Source organism: Nocardia sp. NPDC058176, from assembly GCF_042883805.1.
Lineage (GTDB): Bacteria > Actinomycetota > Actinomycetes > Mycobacteriales > Mycobacteriaceae > Nocardia.
In genome coordinates this window covers 1,090,137-1,111,616 of sequence record NZ_JBHVVA010000001.1, presented here as the reverse complement: position 1 = coordinate 1,111,616, position 21,480 = coordinate 1,090,137, and the positions used below count along the sequence as shown (strand labels likewise).

At 71.2% G+C, this 21,480-nt stretch carries 13 protein-coding genes; 9 read left to right on the top strand and 4 right to left on the bottom strand.

Annotation, left to right across the window (positions count from 1 at the left end; genetic code table 11):
* Positions 1 to 10 precede the first annotated feature (10 nt).
* From ACFVVM_RS05250 to ACFVVM_RS05210, 9 genes are all read left to right on the top strand, one after another.
* Positions 11 to 1,396, top strand: a complete 1,386-nt coding sequence (locus tag ACFVVM_RS05250) for a hypothetical protein (RefSeq protein WP_387613124.1) — start codon at positions 11 to 13, stop codon at positions 1,394 to 1,396.
* A gap of 93 nt (positions 1,397 to 1,489) precedes the next feature.
* Complete coding sequence (locus tag ACFVVM_RS05245) at positions 1,490 to 7,399, top strand: amino acid adenylation domain-containing protein (protein ID WP_387613122.1); 5,910 nt, start codon at positions 1,490 to 1,492, stop codon at positions 7,397 to 7,399.
* A gap of 454 nt (positions 7,400 to 7,853) precedes the next feature.
* Complete coding sequence (locus ACFVVM_RS05240; RefSeq protein WP_387613120.1) at positions 7,854 to 8,903, top strand: 3-oxoacyl-ACP synthase III family protein; 1,050 nt, start codon at positions 7,854 to 7,856, stop codon at positions 8,901 to 8,903.
* An 8-nt stretch (positions 8,904 to 8,911) separates the two neighbouring features.
* Positions 8,912 to 9,811, top strand: a complete 900-nt coding sequence (locus ACFVVM_RS05235) for a hypothetical protein (protein WP_387613118.1) — start codon at positions 8,912 to 8,914, stop codon at positions 9,809 to 9,811.
* Complete coding sequence (locus tag ACFVVM_RS05230) at positions 9,808 to 11,469, top strand: fatty acid CoA ligase family protein (protein WP_387613116.1); 1,662 nt, start codon at positions 9,808 to 9,810, stop codon at positions 11,467 to 11,469. The genes ACFVVM_RS05235 and ACFVVM_RS05230 overlap by 4 nt, the downstream gene beginning before the upstream one ends.
* Positions 11,466 to 12,509, top strand: coding sequence for an NAD-dependent epimerase/dehydratase family protein (locus tag ACFVVM_RS05225; RefSeq protein ID WP_387613114.1), 1,044 nt, complete (start codon positions 11,466 to 11,468; stop codon positions 12,507 to 12,509). Before ACFVVM_RS05230 ends, ACFVVM_RS05225 begins: the two co-directional genes overlap by 4 nt.
* A gap of 29 nt (positions 12,510 to 12,538) precedes the next feature.
* Complete coding sequence (locus tag ACFVVM_RS05220; protein ID WP_387613112.1) at positions 12,539 to 13,744, top strand: peptide synthetase; 1,206 nt, start codon at positions 12,539 to 12,541, stop codon at positions 13,742 to 13,744.
* Positions 13,741 to 15,906, top strand: a complete 2,166-nt coding sequence (locus ACFVVM_RS05215) for an MMPL family transporter (RefSeq protein WP_387613111.1) — start codon at positions 13,741 to 13,743, stop codon at positions 15,904 to 15,906. Before ACFVVM_RS05220 ends, ACFVVM_RS05215 begins: the two co-directional genes overlap by 4 nt.
* 170 nt (positions 15,907 to 16,076) lie before the next feature.
* Positions 16,077 to 16,490 carry a MerR family transcriptional regulator gene (locus ACFVVM_RS05210; protein WP_387613109.1) on the top strand — a complete coding sequence of 138 codons (414 nt, stop codon included), beginning with the start codon at positions 16,077 to 16,079 and terminating at the stop codon, positions 16,488 to 16,490.
* Between the two features lie 6 nt (positions 16,491 to 16,496).
* On the opposite strand, the gene ptsP is transcribed toward ACFVVM_RS05210, so the two are convergent.
* From ptsP to ACFVVM_RS05190, 4 genes are read right to left on the bottom strand one after another with little or no spacing between them, the layout of a single operon-like run.
* The gene (gene ptsP, locus ACFVVM_RS05205; RefSeq protein ID WP_387613107.1) at positions 16,497 to 19,079 is read right to left on the bottom strand and encodes a phosphoenolpyruvate--protein phosphotransferase; all 2,583 of its coding nucleotides are present in this window, start codon (positions 19,077 to 19,079) and stop codon (positions 16,497 to 16,499) included.
* A complete protein-coding gene (gene dhaL / locus ACFVVM_RS05200; protein ID WP_387613105.1) occupies positions 19,076 to 19,696 on the bottom strand; it encodes a dihydroxyacetone kinase subunit DhaL in 621 nt (206 codons plus the stop codon). The genes ptsP and dhaL overlap by 4 nt, the downstream gene beginning before the upstream one ends.
* Positions 19,697 to 19,698: 2 nt before the next feature.
* Positions 19,699 to 20,700, bottom strand: a complete 1,002-nt coding sequence (gene dhaK, locus ACFVVM_RS05195; protein ID WP_387613103.1) for a dihydroxyacetone kinase subunit DhaK — start codon at positions 20,698 to 20,700, stop codon at positions 19,699 to 19,701.
* Between the two features lie 13 nt (positions 20,701 to 20,713).
* Positions 20,714 to 21,451 (bottom strand): MIP/aquaporin family protein, encoded by a 738-nt coding sequence (locus tag ACFVVM_RS05190; protein WP_387613101.1) that lies wholly within the window; start codon positions 21,449 to 21,451, stop codon positions 20,714 to 20,716.
* Between the last annotated feature and the right edge of the window lie 29 nt (positions 21,452 to 21,480).

Below are 21,480 nucleotides of genomic sequence, written 5' to 3'. Positions count from 1 at the left end.
GGAGTCCTCGATGACCGTCACCTCCCCCGCCGTCACGGTGGCCGCCGGACCCACCGGCCTCAACCGCATCACCGCCGACGACGACCTGTTCTTCAAACTGCACAGCCTCTACCCGAACGCCCTGGTCAACCAGCTGGCCTACCGGTTCGACACTCCGGTGGACCGGGAACTGCTGGCCCGCTGGCACGCGCATCTGGCGACCGGATTCATCGCCCGCCGGGTGCGCACCACCCGCTTCCCGATCGCCCGCCCGCACTGGGAACCGGCGACCGAGTCGCTGCCGCTGCGCTGGTCGGACGCCCCGGTGCCCGAGGACGAGGTGCTCGACTGGTTCCTCGCCCAGGCCGCGGTGGAGTTCGATCCCGAACGCGGACTGGTGTGGCAGCTCGCCGGGGCGCCCACCGAATCCGGCGGCACCGTGGTCACCCTGGTCGCCTCGCACGTGGTCTGTGACGGCGGCGGCATGATGCACGCCATCGTCGACTCGCTCGACCGGCTCGCGCGCGGCGAGCGGCCCGACCGGGCGACCAGCGCGGGCAGGCTCGTCGGTCCGGTGGCCGGGGCGGGTCGTTTCGCCGCCGATCTCGCCGACGCCCGTGGTCAGCTGCGCGCGGTCGCCCGGGGAATCAAGGCCGCCCGCCGCGCGGGGGGTGTGCGGGAACCCGCGCGCAATCCGCGTCCGGCGCAGCCACGGCTGCCACACGCCGACACCTGGCAGGCCCCCGATGCCATCGTCCAGCTCGACCTCGCCGAATGGGAGCGCGTGGCCGCGGCGCACGGCGGCACCACCAACGGCCTGCTGATCGGTGTCGCGGTCGGGCTGCTCGGGCGCAGCGGTCGCATCGCCGACGGCGCCGAGGTCCGCGTCGACATCCCGCATTCGCTGCGCGAGGCCGACGATCCCCGGGCCAATGCCACCACCGGCCTGCCGATCGGCGTCATCTATCGCGACGGCGTCCGCACCGATCTGCCCGCCGTCCGCGCCGCGCTCAAGGCCGCGGGCCTCGCCTATCGCGACCCCGCGACCATCCCCGCGATCCAGCATCTGCAACCGGTGCAGATGCTGCTGCCGAAGGCGGTGCTGCACCGCTTCGCCCGCACCGCCAAGGCGCCGGAGTGCCTGTGCACCAACATGGGTCGCACGGCCCAGAACATCGCCGTGCTCGGTGGGCACCGGGCGCGCGCGGTGATCATGCGCCCGGTCGTCAATCCCGGGCCGGTCGAGTTGTTCCGCCAGGTCGAGGTGGGCGTCAATCTGGCCTTCTCCTGCGACGACGACACCGTGACCCTGGTGGTGACCGGCGCCGATCCCGACCGCTTCCCCAGCAGGGCGGCCCTGCGGGAGCTGCTGGCCGCGGAGTTCGCCGAGTGGGCTCTGACCCCGCGTTTCTGGTGACCGGCGGGTGCGCGGAAACGTAGACGACACTACGCAAATCAGACAAGGTTAGGCTACCCTTCACCGACAGTTCCGTCGGAAGGCAGTGGCACCATGAGTTCGTTCGGCCCCGCGCACCCGTTCCTACCGCTCAGCGCGGCGCAGCGAGAGATCTGGTTCGCCCAGCAGTTGCTGGGCGCGGTGCCGATCACGATCGCGCAGTACGTCGACCTCACCGGCCCACTGGATCCCGCCCTCCACCGGGAGGCGGGTCGGCGCGCGGCCCGCGAACTCGGCCTCTACCAGCGCTTCGCGCTCGTCGACGGCGAACCGGTCCAGATCCCCGACACCACGCTGCGCGACGAGGTCGAGGTCCTCGATCTGCGCGAGCGCGACGATGCCGAGGCCGCCGCGTTCGCGTGGATGCGCGCCCATCAGCAGACCCCGTTCGATGTGCTCGCCGATCCCGCGATCCACACGACCGTGCTGCGGATCGGCGCCGAACGCCACTTCCTCTACACCCGCGCCCATCACATCGCCCTCGACGGCTACGGCGCCATGCGCCTGCACGAACGTCTCGCCCTGCACTACGCGGCCCTGGTCGAAGGCACCGAACTGCCGGAGGAGACCGTCGACTCCCCCGCGCTGCTGGTGGCCGCCGACACCGACTATCGAGCCTCGCGCCGGTTCGACACCGACCGTGCGCACTGGGCCGCGCAGCTGGCCGAGCTGCCCGAGCCGGTCACCCTCGCCACGCGGGTCGGCGAGCCGGATCCGTTGCCCATGCTGGCCGGGGCCGCGCTGTCGGCCGAGGTGGTCACCGCGCTCGGGGAACGCGCCGCGGGTCCCGGCAACGCACCGGTGGTCGTGGCCGCCTTCGCCACCTATCTGGCACGGATGACCGGCGGCGACGCGGTCTCGCTGAGCCTGCCGATGACCGCGCGGACCACCGCCGCGCTGCGTCGCTGCGCCGGGATGACCGCCACAGTGCTTCCCCTGCACTGCCCGACCGGTGCCACCGTCGGCGACGCCGTGACCGCGGCCCGCACGGCACTGACCGGGGCGTTGCGGCACCAGCGCTATCGCGGCGCGGACATGCACCGCGACGCCGGACGTTCGGTGCGCTCGCTCGGCTTCGGCCCCGCGGTCAACATCATGAACTTCCACCCGGAGGTGACCCTCGGCGCCGCGCACGGCACGGTGCACGTGCTCTCGACCGGCCCGGTGGAGGATCTGGCCTTGAACCTGTACGCCACCTCGGCGGGCGTGCGCGTCGAACTGGAGGCCAACCGCAACCGCTACCACCCCGACGAGCTGGCCGCGCACCTGCGCCGGTTCCTCGCCCTGCTCACCGAGTTCGCCACCGCCGAGCCGGGCACCCCGACCGCGGCGCTGTCGCTGCTCTCGGAAGCCGAAGCGGCCCAGCTGGTTCCGTGGCGCGGCACCGAGGCCACCGCCCCCGCCACCCTGGCCGCGATCATCGCGGCGGCCGTGACCGCCAATCCGGACGGCACCGCGATCGTGCACGGCGAGCGGAGCTGGACCTACACCGAATTCGACGCCGAGACCACCCGGCTGGCCCGCGCCCTGCTCGCGGCGGGCGCCGGACCGGAGACCCTGGTCGCCATGGCGGTGGAACGCTCCGCCGAGTCGGTGGCGGCGGTGTGGGCGACCACCAAGTCCGGTGCCGGGTTCGTGCCGATCGATCCCGGCTATCCGCCGGAGCGCATCGCGCACATCCTCGGCGATTGCGATGCCACCCTGGGCGTCACCACCGGCGCGCACCGGGCGAGCCTGCCCGACACGATCCAGTGGCTGATCCTGGACGAATCCGCCACCACCGCACCGTATTCCGACGCGCCGATCACCGATGCCGATCGTCCGGTCGCGCTGCGCCCCGAGCACCCCGCCTACCTGATCTACACCAGCGGGTCGACGGGACTGCCCAAGGGCGTGCTGGTCACCCACGGCGGCCTGGCGAATCTGGCCGCCGAACGCCGGGACCGCTACGACCTCGGACCGCACGCGCGCACCCTGCACCACGCCTCACCCGGTTTCGACATGGCCGTCGGCGAGATCCTGTGCGGTCTGGCCGGTGCCGCGACGCTGGTCGTCGCGCCGCGCTACGTGATGGCCGGGCCCGATCTCGCCGAGCTCATGCGCCGCGAGCGGGTCACCAACGCGATCATCACCCCCGCGGTCCTGGCGACCCTGGACTCCGACGCACTGCCCGAGCTGGTCGTGCTGGGGGTCGGCGGCGAGGCGATCCGCGCCGATCTGGTCGACGTGTGGTCACGGAACCGGTTGATGCGCAACGGGTACGGGCCGACCGAGGCCACCGATATCGCGACCATCGCCGAGCTCACCAGCGGCACGCCGGTGACGATCGGGGCCCCGCTGCGCGGCTTCCACGCCGTCGTCCTCGACACCGCCTTGCGCCCGGTACCGCCCGGCGCGATCGGCGAGCTCTACCTCGGCGGGCCCGCGCTGGCCCGTGGCTACCACCGCAGGCACGCTCTCACAGCGACCCGGTTCGTCGCCGATCCCCACGGCCCGGCCGGCGGACGGCTCTACCGCACCGGCGATCTGGTCACGGTGACCGAGGGTCCCGACCCCGCACTGATCTACCACGGCCGCAGCGACTTCCAGATCAAGGTGCGCGGCCATCGCATCGAGCCCGGCGAGATCGAGACCACGCTCACCGGGCTGCACGATGTCGCACGTGCCGCCGTCACCGCGCACCAGGATCGGCGCGGCACGCACCTGGTCGCCTATCTCGTGCCTGCCGCCGGTGCCGTACTCGATACCGCGGCGGTGCGAGCCGCGATTGCGGATCTGCTGCCCGCCTATCTGCGACCGGGCGCCTACGTCGTGCTGGACACGCTGCCGCTCACACCCAATGGCAAGCTCGACGCCCGCCGGCTGCCGAGCCCCGATTTCGGCCGCGCCGGTTTCCGCGCGCCCGCCACCACCGACGAGCGACTGGTCGCCGCGGTGTTCACCGAGATCCTCGGGGTGGCGCGGATCGGCGCCGACGACGACTTCTTCGACCTGGGCGGTACCTCGCTGACCGCCACCCAGGTCGCGGGACGACTCGGCGTAGGTGTCCGCGCGATCTTCGACGCACCGACGGTGACCGCCCTGGCCGCCGGTCTCGGACAAGGCACCCGAGCCGAGGAGCCGGTGGCAGGACCACGCCCGCAACGGCTTTCGCCGGCTCCCGCACAGCTGCGCATGTGGCTGCTCAACCAGCTCTACCCCACCTCGGCCGCCTATCACCTGCCGATCGCGCTGCGACTGACCGGCGCCCTCGACCTCGACGCGCTCACCGCCGCCGTGCACGCGGTGGTCGAGCGCCACGAGGTGTTGCGCACGGTCTACCCGGTGGACGAGTCCGGCCCGCGGCTACGGATTCTCGACACCGACAGGGCACTGGCGGGCCTGCGGCTGGACCCGGTCCCCGTCACCGAGGACCGCCTGGCCGACGAGTTGGCCGCCCAGGTCGCCGCCCCGTTCGATGTCACCACCGACCTCCCGTTCCGGTTGACGCTGTGGCGCCTCGGCCCGGCCGAGCACGTACTGGCGCTGGTCGCCCACCACATCGCGGCCGACGGCTGGTCACACGGACCACTGGTCGCCGATCTGTCCATCGCCTATGCGGCACAGGCGAATCGGCGCGCGCCCGACTGGGCGCCGCTGCCGCTGCAGTACGCCGACTACACCCTGTGGCGGCTGCGCACGCTCGGTGATCGCACCGATCCCACGTCACCGGCCGCCCGGCAACTCGCGTACTGGGTCACCACCCTGGCGGGCGCGCCGGACCGGCTGGCGCTGCCCGTCGACCGAGTACGCACGGCGGGCGGCGACTCCGGCAGCGCGGGCGCGACCGTGGACTTCGCGGTCGGCGCCGAGACCGCCGACGCGCTCACCCGGCTGGCCCGCGAACACCATGCCACCGCCCACATGGCAGGCCACGCCGCCTTCGCCGTTCTGCTGCACCAGCTCTCGGGCAGCGACGACATCACCGTCGGCACCCCGGTGGCCGGGCGCGGCCATCCCGCCCTCGACCGCCTGGTCGGCATGTTCGTCAACACGCTGCCCTTGCGCACGACGATCGACGCGGACGAGCCGTTCACCGCGCTGCTCGCCCGTTCCCGCGCGGTCACGCTGGCCGCGCTCGACCACGGTGACGTGCCCTTCGACCACATCGTGGAGGCGGTGAACCCGCCGCGTGACGAGACCCGTAATCCCCTGTTCCAGGCCGTGTTCTCGTTCGAGAACCTGCCCGCGCCCACCGAGATCACCCTGGGCGAGCTGTCGATCGATGTCGTCGACCTGCCCCGCGACACCACCCACTTCGACCTGGCGCTGACCCTGCGCGAGCAGCCCGGCGAGCCCGGATACCGTGCGAGCCTGCGGTACGCGACCGACCTGTTCGACGCCGCCACCATCGCCGAGTTCGCCGACCAGTACCTGCGCATCCTGCGGTCCGTCACCGCGCGACCGGCCGCGACGGTGGCGCAGCTGCGCGATCCGGGCACCGACCTGCTCCGGAGCCGGGTCGTCGAGACGGCCCCGGCCGCCACCGAACCGGTGCCCGCGCACCATCCCACCGTGCGTGAACTGGCGGTGGCCAGGGTCTTCGCCGATGTCCTCGGCCTGGACTCGGTGGCCGTGGACGACAACTTCTTCGACCTGGGCGGCACCTCGCTGCTCGTGTTCACGCTGCGGGCCGAACTCGCCGGGCGGCTGGGCCTGGATGTCGAACCGCGCACGCTGTTCGAGGCGGCGACGCCACGGGGCGTGACGACCGCGGTCTCGACCGGCGCGGCGGAGGCGGCCGAGGGTCGCTGGATCGCGACGCTCGAAGCGGACGCGCAGCTCGACCCCGCCTTCGCCGTGACACCTACCGAGCCCGGCGATTTCGGTCCCGCCCAGGCCGCGCTGCTGACCGGTGCGACCGGTTTCGTCGGCATCCACCTGCTGCGTGAGCTGCTCGATCGCACCCCGGCCAGGGTCTGGTGCCTGGTCCGCGCCGAAGACACCGACGCCGCCCATCGCCGGATCGTGGCCACCATGGACCGTTTCGGGCTCGACGCCACCGATGTTCGCGACCGGGTGGTGCCACTGCCCGGCGATCTGGCCGCGCCGCGCCTCGGCCTGTCCGAGGCGGACTGGTCCACGCTGGCCGCCGAGATCGACGTGATCTACCACAACGGCGCCAAGGTCAACCATCTCGAGCCCTACGAGACGCTGCGCGCGGCCAATGTCGGTGGCACCGCGGAGGTGCTGCGGCTGGCGGTGACCACCCGGGTCAAGACGCTGCACTACGTGTCCTCGGTGTCGGTGGCGGTGGGCATCGACCACCGCGGCATCGTCGCCGAGGACACCATGATCGAGGCGGCGGCGGTGCCGCGCAACGGTTATCTGGCCAGCAAGTGGGTCGCCGAACAGCTGGTGCTTGCGGCCGCCGCGCGTGGTCTGCCCGTCGCGGTGCACCGGCCCGGCCTGGTGTCGGGTGCGACCGGCCACGGCGCGGTCAGCAGCGACGACGCCTTCTGGACGCTGATCCGCGCGGCGGCCCACCTCGGCATCGCCCCCGAGATCGGTGCGGCCCGAGTGACTTTGGCGCCGGTCGACTACGTCGCGCGCGCGGTGGTCGCGCTGGCCGCCGCCCGGCACCCGAACACCGAGATCTATCACCTGGTGAACCAGGAGCCGACGCCGGTCGTCGACATTCTGGATGTGGTGCGCGAGAGCGGATATCCGGTCGAGGTCATCGGTGTCGAGGACGCCGCGCACCGGCTGGCGGACCGGATCTCCGAGCACACCGATCTGATGCGGGCCGCGCTCATCGCGGAGAACTATCTCGGTGGCGGCGGTGACGCGCTTCTCGTGGACGATCGCGGCGCCAGGGCGGCGCTGGCGGGCACCGGGGTCGTCTGCCCGCGGGTCGACGAGGCGGTGCTGCGGCGCTATATCGCCGGGTTCGTCGCCAGCGGTCTGCTGCCGCAGCCGGTGTGAATCCGCGGACGGCCCCGCCGAATTCCGTGCGGGGCCGTCGCGGGCAACTGCTACCCGGAGACAAATTTCTCGAGTGCGATTCTGCTCCGAGAACAAGGTCGGTCACCGCGGCATCTATTCACCGACCCCCGTCAGGGTGAAGTCACTCACTACGCGGGCACCGTTCTGTGACACTCCACACCGGTCGGCGACCCCACCGAGGCGATAGCCGAGTTATAGCTTCTCCCCATGGATGCGGCCCAGAGCCTGGTAAGTCAGCATTTCCCGCGTTCGAATCCAGTTAGCCAATCGATAGCTGTACTGTCCGACACTTTAAGTCACACATAATGAATCGGCCGAATGTGACGGCCGTATCAACGGTCCTCCACCCCCTGACTCTCCGGTAAGGTTCCATCCCATCGACGATGCGAAATCGTCCTCTGGCACCCATTTCCGAACGCATTCAGGAGCTCACGTGTCGCATTCGCGTTTCGAATCCATCGGCGCATATCTTCCGTCGAGCATTTTGTCCACGGCCGAATTGATATCGCGCTTGAAAACACCGCCGTCCTTCGATCTGGAAAAGATCACCGGCGTGAAAGAACGCCGGGTGCGCGATACCCGGCCGGAGAGCCGCGAGGATTCGTTCACGCTGGCGATCAAGGCCGCGCAGGACTGTCTTTCCCGGTCCCGCTACGCCCCGGACGAAGTGGAGGTGATCATCTCCTGTTCGATCACCCGCAGCAACGACGGCACCCGCATGTACATGGAACCCTCGTTCGCCTCGACGATCGCCAAGACCCTCGGCGCCGAGCGGGCGATCACCTTCGACGTGTCCAACGCGTGCGCCGGAATGCTCACCGGCGCATACATTCTCGACCGGATGATCCGCTCGGGCGTGGTGCGCAACGGCATGGTGGTCAGTGGTGAGGCGATCACCCCGATCGCCGAGACCGCGGTGAACGAGATCTCCGAGAAGTACGACCTGCAGTTCGCCTCGCTCTCGGTCGGCGACTCCGGCTGCGCGGTGATCCTCGACCAGGCCGTCGACGATGCCGACAAGATCCACTACATCGAATTGCTCACCGCCGCCGAGCATTCGCACCTGTGCCTGGGCATGCCCAGCGACAAGTCGTCCGGGGTGGCGCTCTACACCGACAACCGCAAGATGCACAACGAGGCGCGGTTCCTGCTGTGGCCCGACGCACAGGGCACCTTCCTCGAACAGCAGGGCAGCGACTTCGCCGCCGAGCAGTTCGACTACATCATCCACCACCAATTCGGCGCCGCCGCCGTGCCGTACATCAACGCCGTGGCCGCGCGGGAATTCGGCGCCGAGATGCCGCCGGATCTCAATGTCATCGAGAAATACGGAAACACCTCGACGACATCGCATTTCATCGTGCTGCACGATCAGCTGTCCGACCAGAACATCGAAGCCGGGTCGAAGCTGCTGATGGTGCCCGCCGCCTCCGGCGTCGTCGCGGGTTTCCTGTCCACCACCATCTCCTCCCTGAAGGTCTGAGGTTCGTCATGGGCGTGCGTATCCGAGCCACCGGCACCAGCAACACCACCGACACCCACAGCATCGTCGAGCACAGCGGCCGCGCGGCACGACAGAGCCTGGAGCGGGCCGCGATCCGGCCCGATCAGGTCGGCGTGCTGATCAACACCGGCATCTTCCGCGACTCGAACACCGTCGAACCGGCGGTCGCCGCGCTGATCCAGAAGGCGGCGGGCATCGGGTTGGACTACACCCGCACCGATCCGCGGACCTTCTCCTTCGATCTCATGAACGGCGCGGTCGGCGTGCTCAATGCCGTGCAGGTCGCGAGCTCGGTGCTCGCGACCGGGAGCACCGAACACGTGCTGATCGTCGCGGGCGACACCCACCCCTCGCTCACCCGGTCCGCGGCCGATGCCGAATTCCCCTATGCCACAGCGGGTGCGGCGCTGCTGCTCGAACAGGTCGACGGGCCCGAAGGTTTCGGGCCGGTGCACATCGCGACCGCCCCCGGCACTCCCGCCGGGGAGGCCTATGTCGACACCGCCACCATGGGTACCGCCGGGCGCGGGCTGATGACCATCGAGCGTGACGCCGACTTCGAGGACCGGATCCTCGCTGTCGCAGGCGATGTCGCACGAGCGGCGCTGGCCGAGGCCACCGATGCCAGGGTCGCGCTGATCGCCTCGACCCCCAGCGCGCACTTCCCCAAGCGCCTGGCCGATGCGCTCGGTATCGACCAGGACGCCGTGCGTACCCCCGATCTCACCGATGGCGACCCGCACACCAGCGCGCTGCCGCTGGCCTACGACCGGGCGATCGCGGCGGGCACCCTCGACGGCTACACCCACGTGCTGTTCGTCGCGGCGGGCGCGGGTCCGTCGGCGGCGGCCGCCCTCTACCGGCTACCGGTCGGAACCACCGCGTGAGCACTGCGACCTACTGGCAGACCATCGACGGTTTCCGCGAGCGCGCCGCGGCGGACCCGCAGCGCGCGGCGGTGATCTACCCGGACGGCAAGCGGGCCGACGGCCTGCCCGACTACCGGTCGATCAGCTACCGCGAGCTCGATCGGTGGTCGGATGCGATCGCCGAGCAGCTCACCCGGTCGGGGGTGGGCAGCGGGACGCGCACCATCGTGTTGGTGCTGCCCAGTCCGGAGCTGTACGCGATCCTGTTCGCGCTGTTGAAGATCGGCGCGGTGCCGGTGGTGATCGACCCCGGCATGGGGATCCGGCGGATGGTGCACTGTCTGCGTGCCGTGCGCGCCGAGGCGTTCATCGGTATCCCGCAGGCGCATGCCGTGCGGGTGCTGTTCGCCCGCAGCTTCCGGGAGGTGCGCACCACCCTCACGGTCGGACGGCGCTGGTTCTGGCGCGGACCGACCCTGCGGTCGTGGGGGCGCACGCCGACCTCCACGGTGACCGATCGGGTACCCGCCCAGCCCTCGGACGTCCTGATCATCGGCTTCACCACCGGCAGCACCGGTCCGGCGAAGGCCGTCGAGCTGACCCACGGCAATCTCGCGGCCATGGTGGAGCAGGTCCACGCCGCGCGCGGGCACACCGATCCGGATACCTCGCTGGTCACGCTGCCGCTGGTCGGTGTGCTCGATCTGCTGCTCGGCTCGCGGTGCGTGTTGCCCCCGCTGATCCCGAGCAAGGTCGGTTCCACCGATCCGGCGCACGTGGCCGACGCGATCGACCGGTTCGGGGTGCGGACCATGTTCGCCTCCCCCGCCGTGCTCATTCCGCTGCTCGAGTACCTGCGCACGCATCCGGTGGAACTGCCGTCGCTGGGCAGCATCTTCTCCGGTGGTGCGCCGGTCCCCGACTGGTGTGTGGCCGGGTTGCGCGAGGTGTTGCGCGAGGACGCCGAGGTCTATGCCGGCTACGGGTCGACCGAGGCACTGCCCATGTCGACCATCGAATCGCGTGAACTCCTCGACGGTTTGGTGGAGCGGGCGCACCGGGGCGAGGGCACCTGCATCGGGCGCCCGGCCGATCGCGTCGAGGTGCGGTTGGTGTCGATCACCGACGAACCGATCGCGCAGTGGGCCGACGCCGAGATCCCGACCGGTGAGCGCGCGGTGGGGGAACTGGTCGTCGCGGGACCGAATGTCAGCACGCGCTACTACTGGCCCGAGAAGGCGAACACGGCAGGCAAGATCGCCGACGGCGAGCGGATCTGGCATCGCACCGGCGATCTGGGCTGGATCGACGAGCAGGGCCGGATCTGGTTCTGCGGGCGCAAGAGTCAGCGTGTCGAGACCGCGCGGGGACCGATGTTCACCGTGCAGGTCGAGCAGGTCTTCAATGTGGTGGCCGGGGTGTCGCGCACCGCGCTCGTCGGGGTCGGCCCGGTGGGCGCGCAGCGACCGGTGCTGTGCGTGGAGCTCGAGCCGGGCGCGGACCCGGTGGCCGCGCAGACCCGGTTGCGCACGCGGGCGGTCGAATTCGACACCGTCGCACCGATTGTCGACTTCCCGATCCATCCGGGCTTCCCGGTCGACATCCGCCACAACGCCAAGATCGGGCGTGAGGAACTCGCCCGCTGGGCGACCAAGCAGCAGGACGGGCAGCGATGAAGATTCTGGTCACCGGCGCCTCGGGGTTTCTCGGCGGCGCGCTGGTACGGGCGCTGGTCGCCGACGACGCGCACGAGGTGTCGATCCTGGTGCGCCGCACCAGCGTTCTCGACGATCTCGGTGCGGCCGCGGACCGGGTGACGCTCGTGTACGGCGATCTCACCGACGCGGCGTCGCTGGTGCGCGCCACCGACGGCATGGATGTGGTGATCCACAGTGCCGCGCGCGTCGACGAACGCGGGACCAGGGAACGCTTCTGGATCGAGAACGTCCGGGCCACCGAACTGCTGCTCGACGCCGCCCGCCGGGGTGGGGCGAGCCGGTTCGTGTTCGTGTCCAGCCCCAGCGCGCTGATGGATCGCGATGGCGGCGACCAGCACGACGTCGACGAATCGCTGCCGTACCCGCGCCGCTATCTCAACTTCTACTCCGAGACCAAGGCGGCCGCCGAGCAGGCCGTGCTCGCCGCGAACGCACCCGGATTCACCACGGTCGCGCTGCGGCCGCGGGCGATCTGGGGTGCGGGTGACCGGTCGGGGCCGATCGTGCGGCTGCTCGGCCGCACCGCCGAGGGCAAGCTGCCCGATCTGTCCTACGGGCGGACCGTCGAGGCCTCGCTGTGCCACGTGGACAACATCGTCCACGCGGGTGTGCTCGCGCTGACCTCGGACAAGATCGGCGGCAAGGCCTATTTCATCGCCGACGCCGAGAAGACCGATGTGTGGGGATTTCTCGGCGAGGTCGCGACCCGGCTGGGTTACCAGCCGCCGTCGCGGCAACCGAATCCGCGCGTTCTCGCCGCGGTCGTCGCGGCCATCGAGACGGTGTGGCGGATTCCGGCGGTGGCGAATCGCTGGTCGCCGCCGCTGTCGCGCTATGCCGTCGCCCTGATGACGCGCAGCGCCACCTACGACACCGGCGCCGCCGAGCGCGATCTCGGCTACGCGCCGGTCGTCGACCGCGAGACCGGGCTCACCGCGTTCCTGGACTGGCTCGACCGCCAGGGCGGCGTCGAGGCGCTGACCAGGGACCTGCGGTAGTCACCGTCCGACCGACTCACCGGAGAATCATGAACGCCACCAATCCTTTCCGTCGCGGCATCTCGACCACCGAACGCATGTACTTCCCGATGCGGGAGCTGGCGCCGCCGTTCCTCATGCAGCTGGCGATCCCCGGCGAGGGCGAGATCGATCCCGAGCGGCTGCGCCGGGCGGTCGCGGTCGCCGCGGCGGTGACGCCCGGTGCCCGGCTGGTGCGGCGCGGCACGGAATGGGTCGACGGCGGGGTCGGCCCGGCGGTCCGGGTCGTGCCGGGGCACCGGCTGCTCGGGCCCGCGCTCGAAGCCGACCCGGTGCTCACCAGCACCATCGGCCCGACCCCGGAGACCACCGTCGAGGTGCTGTTGCTGACCGGCGACCCGGTGACGCTGATCTTCCGGGTCTTCCACGGCGTGATGGACGGCATGGGCATGGTCGTGTGGGCGAGCAATGTCCTGCGGGCGCTGCGCGGTGATGAGCCGCTCCCGCAGCCGGACCCCGTCGCCGATCAGGAACTCGTGCAGCGGATCGGCGCGCCCGGCAAGCCGACGCCGATGGTGCCGCGTTACCGCAGTGCGGTCGGGCGGGGCAGGCAGCGGCGTGGCGTGGCCCGGCATCTGCTGCGTCACCGGGTGGTCGAGGCCACCGGGCCGGGTGCGCTGGCCCGCGTCTGCGCGCTGCTGGCCGCCGAGACGCCCGGCACCTCGCGCATCATGATGCCGGTCGATCTGCGCCGCCACGATCCCGAACTGCGGTCCACCGCCAATCTGGCGCTGCCGCTGTTCCTCGATATCGCGCCCGGTAGCGACTGGTCCCGGATCCGGGAGCAGATCAAGACCGGGCTGCACGAGCGACGTGAGCTGAACCAGCTGGCCAACACCCGGATCACCCTGGTGCCCGACCGGATCAACCGCGGTGTCCTGCACACCACGAACTGGCTGGGCGCGCGGGTGGGCCGGAATCTGGCCTCGGCCACGGTCTCGCACATGGGCCGGTTCACCGCCGACGAACTCGCCGTGCCCGGCTTCCGGCCGACCGGACTGTTCGTGCTGCCCCAGCACAGCGTGGCCATGCCACTGCTGTTCGGGCTCACCGAGTTCGACGGGCGCACGCATCTGACCGTGTCCGCGCGCAACGGTGCCGGGATCGAGGACCGGGTGGAGGCACTGCTCGATCGGATCGTCGCCATGCTCGAAGCCGACCTGCCCGTGCGTGATTCGGCGGATCCGCGGCGATGAGTGTCCTGGCTCGGCTCGTCCTGGCCCGACCGCGCGCCGTCCTGGCGGTGGTCGTGGTGTTCATCGGTCTGTGCGCCGCGTACGGCGCGGGGGTCACCGAACGACTCAGCGCGGGTGGGTTCATCGACCCGGACAGTGAGTCCGCGCTGGTGGATCGGGTGGTCACCGAGCATCTGGGCCCACAGAGTCCCGATGTGGTCGCGCTCTACACCGCGCCCGACGGAACGACCATCGACGAGCTCGGGCCGCGGGTTCGCGCGGGGATCGAGCGGATCGACCCGGAGTTGCTGGCGCGCCCGGTGGACAGCTACTGGACCGCGCAGCCGCCGCGCAAGAACTTCCTGGTCTCGGAAGACAGAAGGCACGCGGTCGCGGTGGTGTTCACCGCCGGTGACGACACCGAGCGCATCGCCGCCTATCCCGCGATCGCCGAGGCGCTGCGGGTGCCCGATGTCGAGACCCGGCTGTCGGGCTACAGCGCGCTGAACACCGAGATCATCGAGCGGTCCCAGCGCGATCTCATCGTGGCGGAGTCGATCTCGCTGCCGTTGACGCTGGTGATCCTCGTGCTGGTGTTCGGTGGGCTCGCCGCCGGTGCGTTGCCGGTGGTGGTCGGGGTGCTCGCGGTCGGGGGTGCGCTGGGCGCCATCCGGTTGCTGGCGGAAACGACCGAGGTGACCACCTTCGCGGTCAACATCGCCTCGCTGCTCGGCCTCGGCATGGCCATCGACTATGGGTTGTTCCTGGTCAGCAGGTTCCGGGAGGAGTACGGCGCGAGTGGGGACGTACGCGCGGCCGTGGCACGGACCTACGCGACCGCGGGGCGCACCGTCGCGGTCTCCGCGCTGCTGTTGATCTGCGCGTTCGCGGGCACTCTCGTGTTCCCGCAGGCGGTGCTGCGCTCGCTCGGCATCGGCGCGATCGCGGCGGTGGCGCTGGCCGCGGTACTTTCACTCACCGTGCTGCCCGCGCTGCTCACGCTGTTCGGCCCGCGGATCGGGCGGGCGAAGTCCTCGACGCGCACCGAGCACTTCTGGGGCCGGGTGGTCGACGGGGTGCTGCGGCGTCCGGGGACGGTGGCGATCGTCGTCGGCGCGATCCTGCTCGTGCTGGCCGCACCGCTCACCGGTATCCGGCTCGGGGAGATCGATCATCGCGCGCTGCCGCTCGGCAGCGACATGCGCGACACCGTCGAAGAGCTCACCGAGACCTTCCCCGCCGCGGCGAGCGGGGCGACGGTGCTGCTGCGCGGTGTCGATGGTGCCGTGCCGCCGTCGGCGGCGGTGGGCCGGGTTCTGCGGGAGGTCGGCGCGCTCGACGGCGTCGACGAGGTGGTCCAGGTGGGGCGCGACGAGGATTTCGTCGTCGTGCACGTCTTCCTCACCGACGCCGACCGCAGCGAGGCCGCCACCGCGACTGTCGAGGCCGTGCGCGCGCTCGAACCGCCCGAGGGGACCACGATCGCCGTCGGCGGCGACACCGCGGCCACCCTGGACAGCGTCGAGTCCACCCTGGGCAACCTGCCGCTGATGATCGCGGTCATGGTGCTCGCCACGATGGTCCTGCTGACGATGGCGTTCCGGTCCCTCGTGCTGCCGATCAAGGCCGTGCTGATGGCCTTCCTCAGCCTGGCCGCCACCTTCGGCGTGCTGACCTGGATCTTCTACGAGGGCCACCTGGCCTCGGTCCTCGGCATCAGTCCCGGCCCGCTGCCCGCGGGCATGACCGTGCTGATCATCGCCGTGGTGTTCGGGCTGTCCACCGACTACGAGGTCTTCCTGCTCTCCCGCATGGCCGAGGCGCACCGCGACGGCGCCGACACCGCCGCCGCGGTCCGCACCGGCACCGTCACCACCGCCCGCGTCATCACCGCGGCCGCGGTCCTGCTCATCCTGGTCACCGGCGCCTTCGCCCTCTCCCCGCTCACCCCCATGCGCCTGCTCGGCCTCGGCATGATCATCGCCCTGATCCTCGACGCCACCCTCGTCCGCATGCTCCTCGTCCCCGCCCTGGTCCAGCTCATGGGCCCGGCCAACTGGTGGCTACCGCGGCTATCGTGGAGGCGTGGGAATCATGGGCGAGCTGTTTCCGGGCAAGAAGCTGCAGAACGAGGAGACGGGCGACTCGAACGGGCAACCCAGGGAGCCGCGCCTCGATCTTGACCTGGACGCGGGTGTGATCCGGCTGTCCGGCGCGGTCGCGCCGCGCACCGAGGACCGCGAATCCGACGCCTGACGTCGCGGGCTCTCGCCGAGCACTTGCATCCGGTACCCGGGTACAGGTTTACCGTGGGTAGCGGAGACCAGGGTGAGTCGGCGATCGGTGGATGGTCATGGACGGGTTGCGCACGAGTGAGCTGGCAGCGGCCGCGGGCGTGAATGTGCAGACCCTGCGATATTACGAGCGGCGCGGACTCCTGGCCGAGCCGCGCCGGACCCTGGGTGGACATCGGCAGTATCCGGAACAGGCGGTGACGGTGCTGCGGGTGATCAAGGCCGCCCAGCGACTCGGATTCACCCTCGACGAGGTCGCCGAGCTCCTCGCCGCCACCCCGGTCGGCCGACGGCGCACCGATGCCGGGCTGCACGCCCGCGCGGCACGAAAACTGAGCGAGGTCGATGCGAAGCTGGCCGAGCTCACCGCGGTGCGCGACACCTTGCGTGCGGCGCTGGCTGCGGGGTGTGACGACCTGCTGGTCTGCAGCGAAACCCCCTGCTGCCCTGTGCCGTTCGATTCCCGGCGCTGACGATCGTCAAGTCAATGCCCGGACCTCCTGCGCGGACTCGCACGTCAGGGCGCGCGTCGCGAGCGCGCGGCACGCGGCGGTGTCGAGTTCGCGGACCGCGGCCTTCACCAGTGGCACCGAGGGTGGCGAGACGCTGAGTTCGTCGACGCCGAGGCCGAGTAGCAGGGGTACGGCGGCGGGGTCGGCGGCCGCTTCGCCGCAGACCGCCACCCGGGCTCGCCCGGCGATGCCGCGGCGGACGGCGTCGACGAGGTGGAGGACGCCGGGGTCGAGCGGGTCGGCGAGGGCGCCGAGGGATTCGTTGCCGCGTTCGGCGGCCAGCGCGTACTGGGTGAGGTCGTTGGTGCCGATGCTCACGAAGTCCACGTGCTCGGCGAAGGCAGCGGCTTTGGCCGCGGCGGCGGGGACCTCGATCATGATGCCGACTTCCAGGGCGATATCGGGGTCGACGACCTCGGCGAGGATGCGGCGGGCCGCCCGCAGTTCGGCGAGCTGGGTGATCATCGGGAACATGACGCCGATGGGGTGATCGGCGGCGACCCGGCCGATCGCGGTGAGTTGATCACGCAGCAGGTGCGGCTGGGCGAGTGCGAGCCGGATGCCCCTGACCCCGAGGAAGGGGTTCGCCTCCGGCGCCTGGTCGATGTAGGGCAGCGGTTTGTCGCCGCCCACGTCGAGGGTGCGCAGGATCAGGCGGCGCCCGTCGGCAGCCTCGGCGAGCGCCCGGTACATCTGTTCCTGTTCGTCGACCGACGGTGCGGCGGCGCGGCCGAGGAACAGGAATTCGGTGCGGACCAGCCCCGCGAGATCGGCGCCGTTGCGCACGGCGGCCCGCGCGTCGTCCAGCGATCCGATGTTGGCCGCGACGTGCACGGTCACCCCATCGGTCGTGGTGGCGGGCCTGCGGGCCTCGTGGACGGCGGCTTCGCGCTGTTTCTGTTGCGCGACAGCGCGTTCGGTGTAGTCGGCGAGGACATTGTCCCCTGGGCCGACGACCACGGTGCCGACCTTTCCGTCCACGGCGACGACGATCCCCTCCGGCGCCTCGAGCACCCCGGACCCGGCGCCGACGACGGCGGGGATTCCCCGGGCGCGCACCAGGATCGTGCTGTGGGCCGTCGGACTCCCGTGCGCGAGCACGATTCCGGCCACCAGCGTCGGGTCGAGCGCGGCGGCCTGCGCGGGCGTGAGGTCGGCCGCGACGAGCACACCGGCCCGGCTGATCACCTGGGCCGAGCGGCCGAGCAAGGCCACCAGCACCTGGTCGCGCACGGCTCGCAGGTCACCGGCCCGCGCGCGCTGGTAGTCGTCGGGCAGCCGGTCGAGCTCGTCCGCGGCGGCGCCGAGTGTCCGGCTCCACGCCGAGGCCGCGGTCTCGCCCGCGGCGAGGCGTTCGTGTACGGCGCCGAGTAGTTCGGTGTCGTCGAGCAGCAGCTGATGCGCCTCGAAGATCCCCGCTTCCCCGCCCGCTCGGGCGCGCAGGCGGTCGATGTCGGCGCGCACCGCGGTGAGTGCGGCATCGAGGCGGAGCCGTTCGTCCGCGGGCGAGGCGGCCGGGTCCACCGCGGCGAGGTCGGCGCCGGTGAACTCCTCGGCCGCGATCCGCCACAGCGGCCCGATTCCGATGCCGGGCGACGCGGGCAACGGGCCGCCCCGGTGTTCGACCGTCGGTGGCGCGGTGACACCGGACGGTTCCTCGTCGAAGTGCCGGTCGGCCAGTGCCAGCACCCGTTCGACGGCCGTCTCGGCATCGGAACCCGTTGCCGTGACCTCGATCCGGTGCCCGGACAGCGCGCCGAGCGCCGCCGTCCGGCTCAGGCTCGACGCGGGCGCGGGGCCCGCGCCGGTCGTGAGATTGCGCAGCAGGACCTGCGCGTCGAGTGCGCGCACGGCACCGACAAGCTTGGCCGCGGGCCGCGCGTGCAGTCCGTGGGGATTCTCGACCACGAACTCAGCCCGCGCCCGCGGACCGGATTCCGCTGGCGCAGCCGACGACCCAACATCGACACCGGCATCCCCACAGGCACCGCTGCCAGCACCAGCACCCCCGCCGGCACCAGCACCGCCACCGGCACCGGCACCGGCACGGCCACCCGCACCAGCAACGCCACCTGTACCGCGATCGGTGCCAGCACCGCCATCGGTACCGCCACCGCCACCAGTATCGGCATCGGCATCGGCATCGGCATCGGAGCCCAGGTGTACTTGCTTGCCCGCCAACGCATTCGATGCCTCGCCGGCCGCTTCGGCCAGATCCGCGCCGCCCGCCGCCGAAACCGCCGCGGCCATCAGCCCTTCGACGAACGGTGCGGCGCACAAGCGCACGCGATGTTCGCCCGGGAGCAGGTCGATGGCGAGTTCGGCCGAGAGCACCGCGCTGCCCATGTCCATGAGCACCAACACGCCGTCACCACTGTCGGCGGCGGTGATCGCCTCCGACACCGCGACCGCGTCGGTGCCGAATGTCGTCTCGTCCAGCCCGGCCGCGATCTCGATACGCACCGGCTGCTCGTGCAGCATCTCGCGCGCCAGCGTGACTGCCGCCCGGGCGAGCGCGTGACTGTGCGAGACCGCCACGATCCCGATCATCGCAGCGCCTCGCGCGCGGCGCGGACCAGCAGGGTCGCACTGGTCGCCCCCGGATCCTGGTGTCCGACACTGCGTTCCCCCAGATAGGAGGCGCGGCCCTTGCGCGCGATGAGCGGAATCGTCGCGTCGCGGCCCGCCGTGGCCGCCACGAGCGCCGCATCGAGCGCCTCGGGAAGCGCGGCGCCCGCGGCCAGCTCCGCGTCGAGCGCGGTGGCGGCGGGGGCGAGCGCGTCGAACATCGTCTTGTCACCCGACTCGGCCTTGCCGCGCGCGACCACCCCGTCCAGCCCCGCCCGGAAGGCCGCGGCGAAGGCCGGTCCGTCGAGCTCGCCGGTCCCGGCCGCGGCGGCACTGCGCAGGAAGAACGTGCCGTAGAGCGGACCACTCGCACCGCCGACACTACGGATCAGCACCATCCCCGCCTGTTTGAGCACCGCCCCCGGGGTTGGCTGCGGATCGTCGTCGAGCGCGGCCACGACCGCGGCGGCACCCCGCTGCATGTTGCTGCCGTGGTCGGCATCGCCGATGGCGGCGTCGAGGGCGGTGAGTTCCTCGGTGTGCTCGTCGATCAGCGTCGCGAATGCGCGCAGCCACCGACTCGGATCGATCGTCGTCATGATCAGGCTCCCCAGCGCAGGGCGGGCGTGCGCACCGGCGCGTCCCACAGTGTCAGCAGTTCGTCGTCGAGCTCGGTCAGCGTCACCGAGCAGCCTGCCATCTCCAGCGAGGTGATGTACGGACCGACCAGCGAGCGAGCGATCCGCACGCCGTGGGCGGCCAGGATCCGTGCGACCTCGTCGAACACGATGTACAGCTCGAGCAGCGGAGTACCGCCCATGCCGTTGACGAAGCAGAGCACCTCCGTGCCCGCGCGCCACGGCAGATCGGCCAGGATCGGCTCGACCAGCATCGCGGCGACCTCCTTGGCGGGCGCGAGCTCGGCCCGGCGCCGCCCCGGCTCGCCGTGGATGCCGACGCCGATCTCCATCTCCCCCTCGCCGAGTTCGAAGGTGGGCTTGCCCGCGGCGGGCACCGTGCACGAGGTCAGCGCCATGCCCATGCTGCGGGTGCGATCGTTCACCGTGCGCGCCACGGCGGCGACCTCGTCCAGCGCACGGCCCTGCTCGGCCGCGGCCCCGGCGATCTTCTCCACCACCACGGTGCCCGCGACACCGCGGCGGCCCGCGGTGAACAGGCTGTCCTGCACGGCGACATCGTCGTTCACGATCACGGGCACCACCGTGGTGCCGGTCTCGGCGGCGGCCAGTTCGGCGGCCATCTCGAAGTTCATCACGTCACCGGTGTAGTTCTTCACGATGTGCAGCACCCCGGCGCCGGTGTCCACGGCGGTGGTCGCGGCCAGGATCTGGTCGGGCACGGGCGAGGTGAAAACCTCACCGGCACAGGCGACATCGAGCATGCCCGCGCCGACGAACCCGCTGTGCAGCGGTTCGTGCCCCGAACCGCCGCCCGAGAGCAGCGCCACCTTGCCGGGCGCGGGCGGCTCGGCACGGAACACCAGGCGGTTGTCCAGGTCGACCCGCAGCTCCGGGTGCGCGGCGGCCAGACCCGAGAGCGCGTCGTGGATCACCGTCGCGGGATCGTTGATCAGTTTCTTCATCGGTTGTCTCTCCTCAAGCGGCCGTGTCGGCGGTGACACGGACGGGGTCGGTGCGGGTCAGCGCGCGCACCACGAGTGCGGCGGCAGCGCCCGCACAGAATTCGGCGGCCAGGTAGACCGGGGCCTGGCCCCAGTCCACCGCGCCACCCCAGACCTGCTGGATCAGCATGGGTCCCAGCGTGCGCGCGGGGTTGATGGACGCGCCGGTGGCGGGGGCGACCGGCACGATCACGGCGAACACCACCAGGCCGATCGCGATACCGGCGAAGCCGGGCGGTGCGGCGCGCTGCACCACCAGCAGAACGGTCAGGACCAGGATGAACGTCCCGACGAACTCGGCGACGAACGCCTGCCCGGCGCCCACGCCCTCGCCGTAGGCGGCGACACCGAGGCCGACCTCGCTGGCCCGCCGGCCGAGCACGCCGATGATCGCCAGCGCGCCCAGCACCGCGCCGACCAGCTGGGCGGCGAGATAGGCGGGGACCCGTCGCCACGGGAACTGCCCGGTCAGCGCCAGTGCCAGTGTCACCGCCGGGTTGATGTGGTTGCCGGACACGTGACCGAAGGCGTACACGGTCGCGACCACGACCGTGCCGAAGGCCAGCGAGATGATGCCGAGGTCGGCCATCGTGAACGGCGCCTCGCCGTTGACGATGAGCGTGGCAGGCACCGCACCGACACCGACGAACACGAGGAATGCCGTACCGAGGACTTCGGCGGCGAGTTGCTGCGGGGTACGCAGACCATCCATGGGGATCTCCCGAGGTATTCTCGAATCAG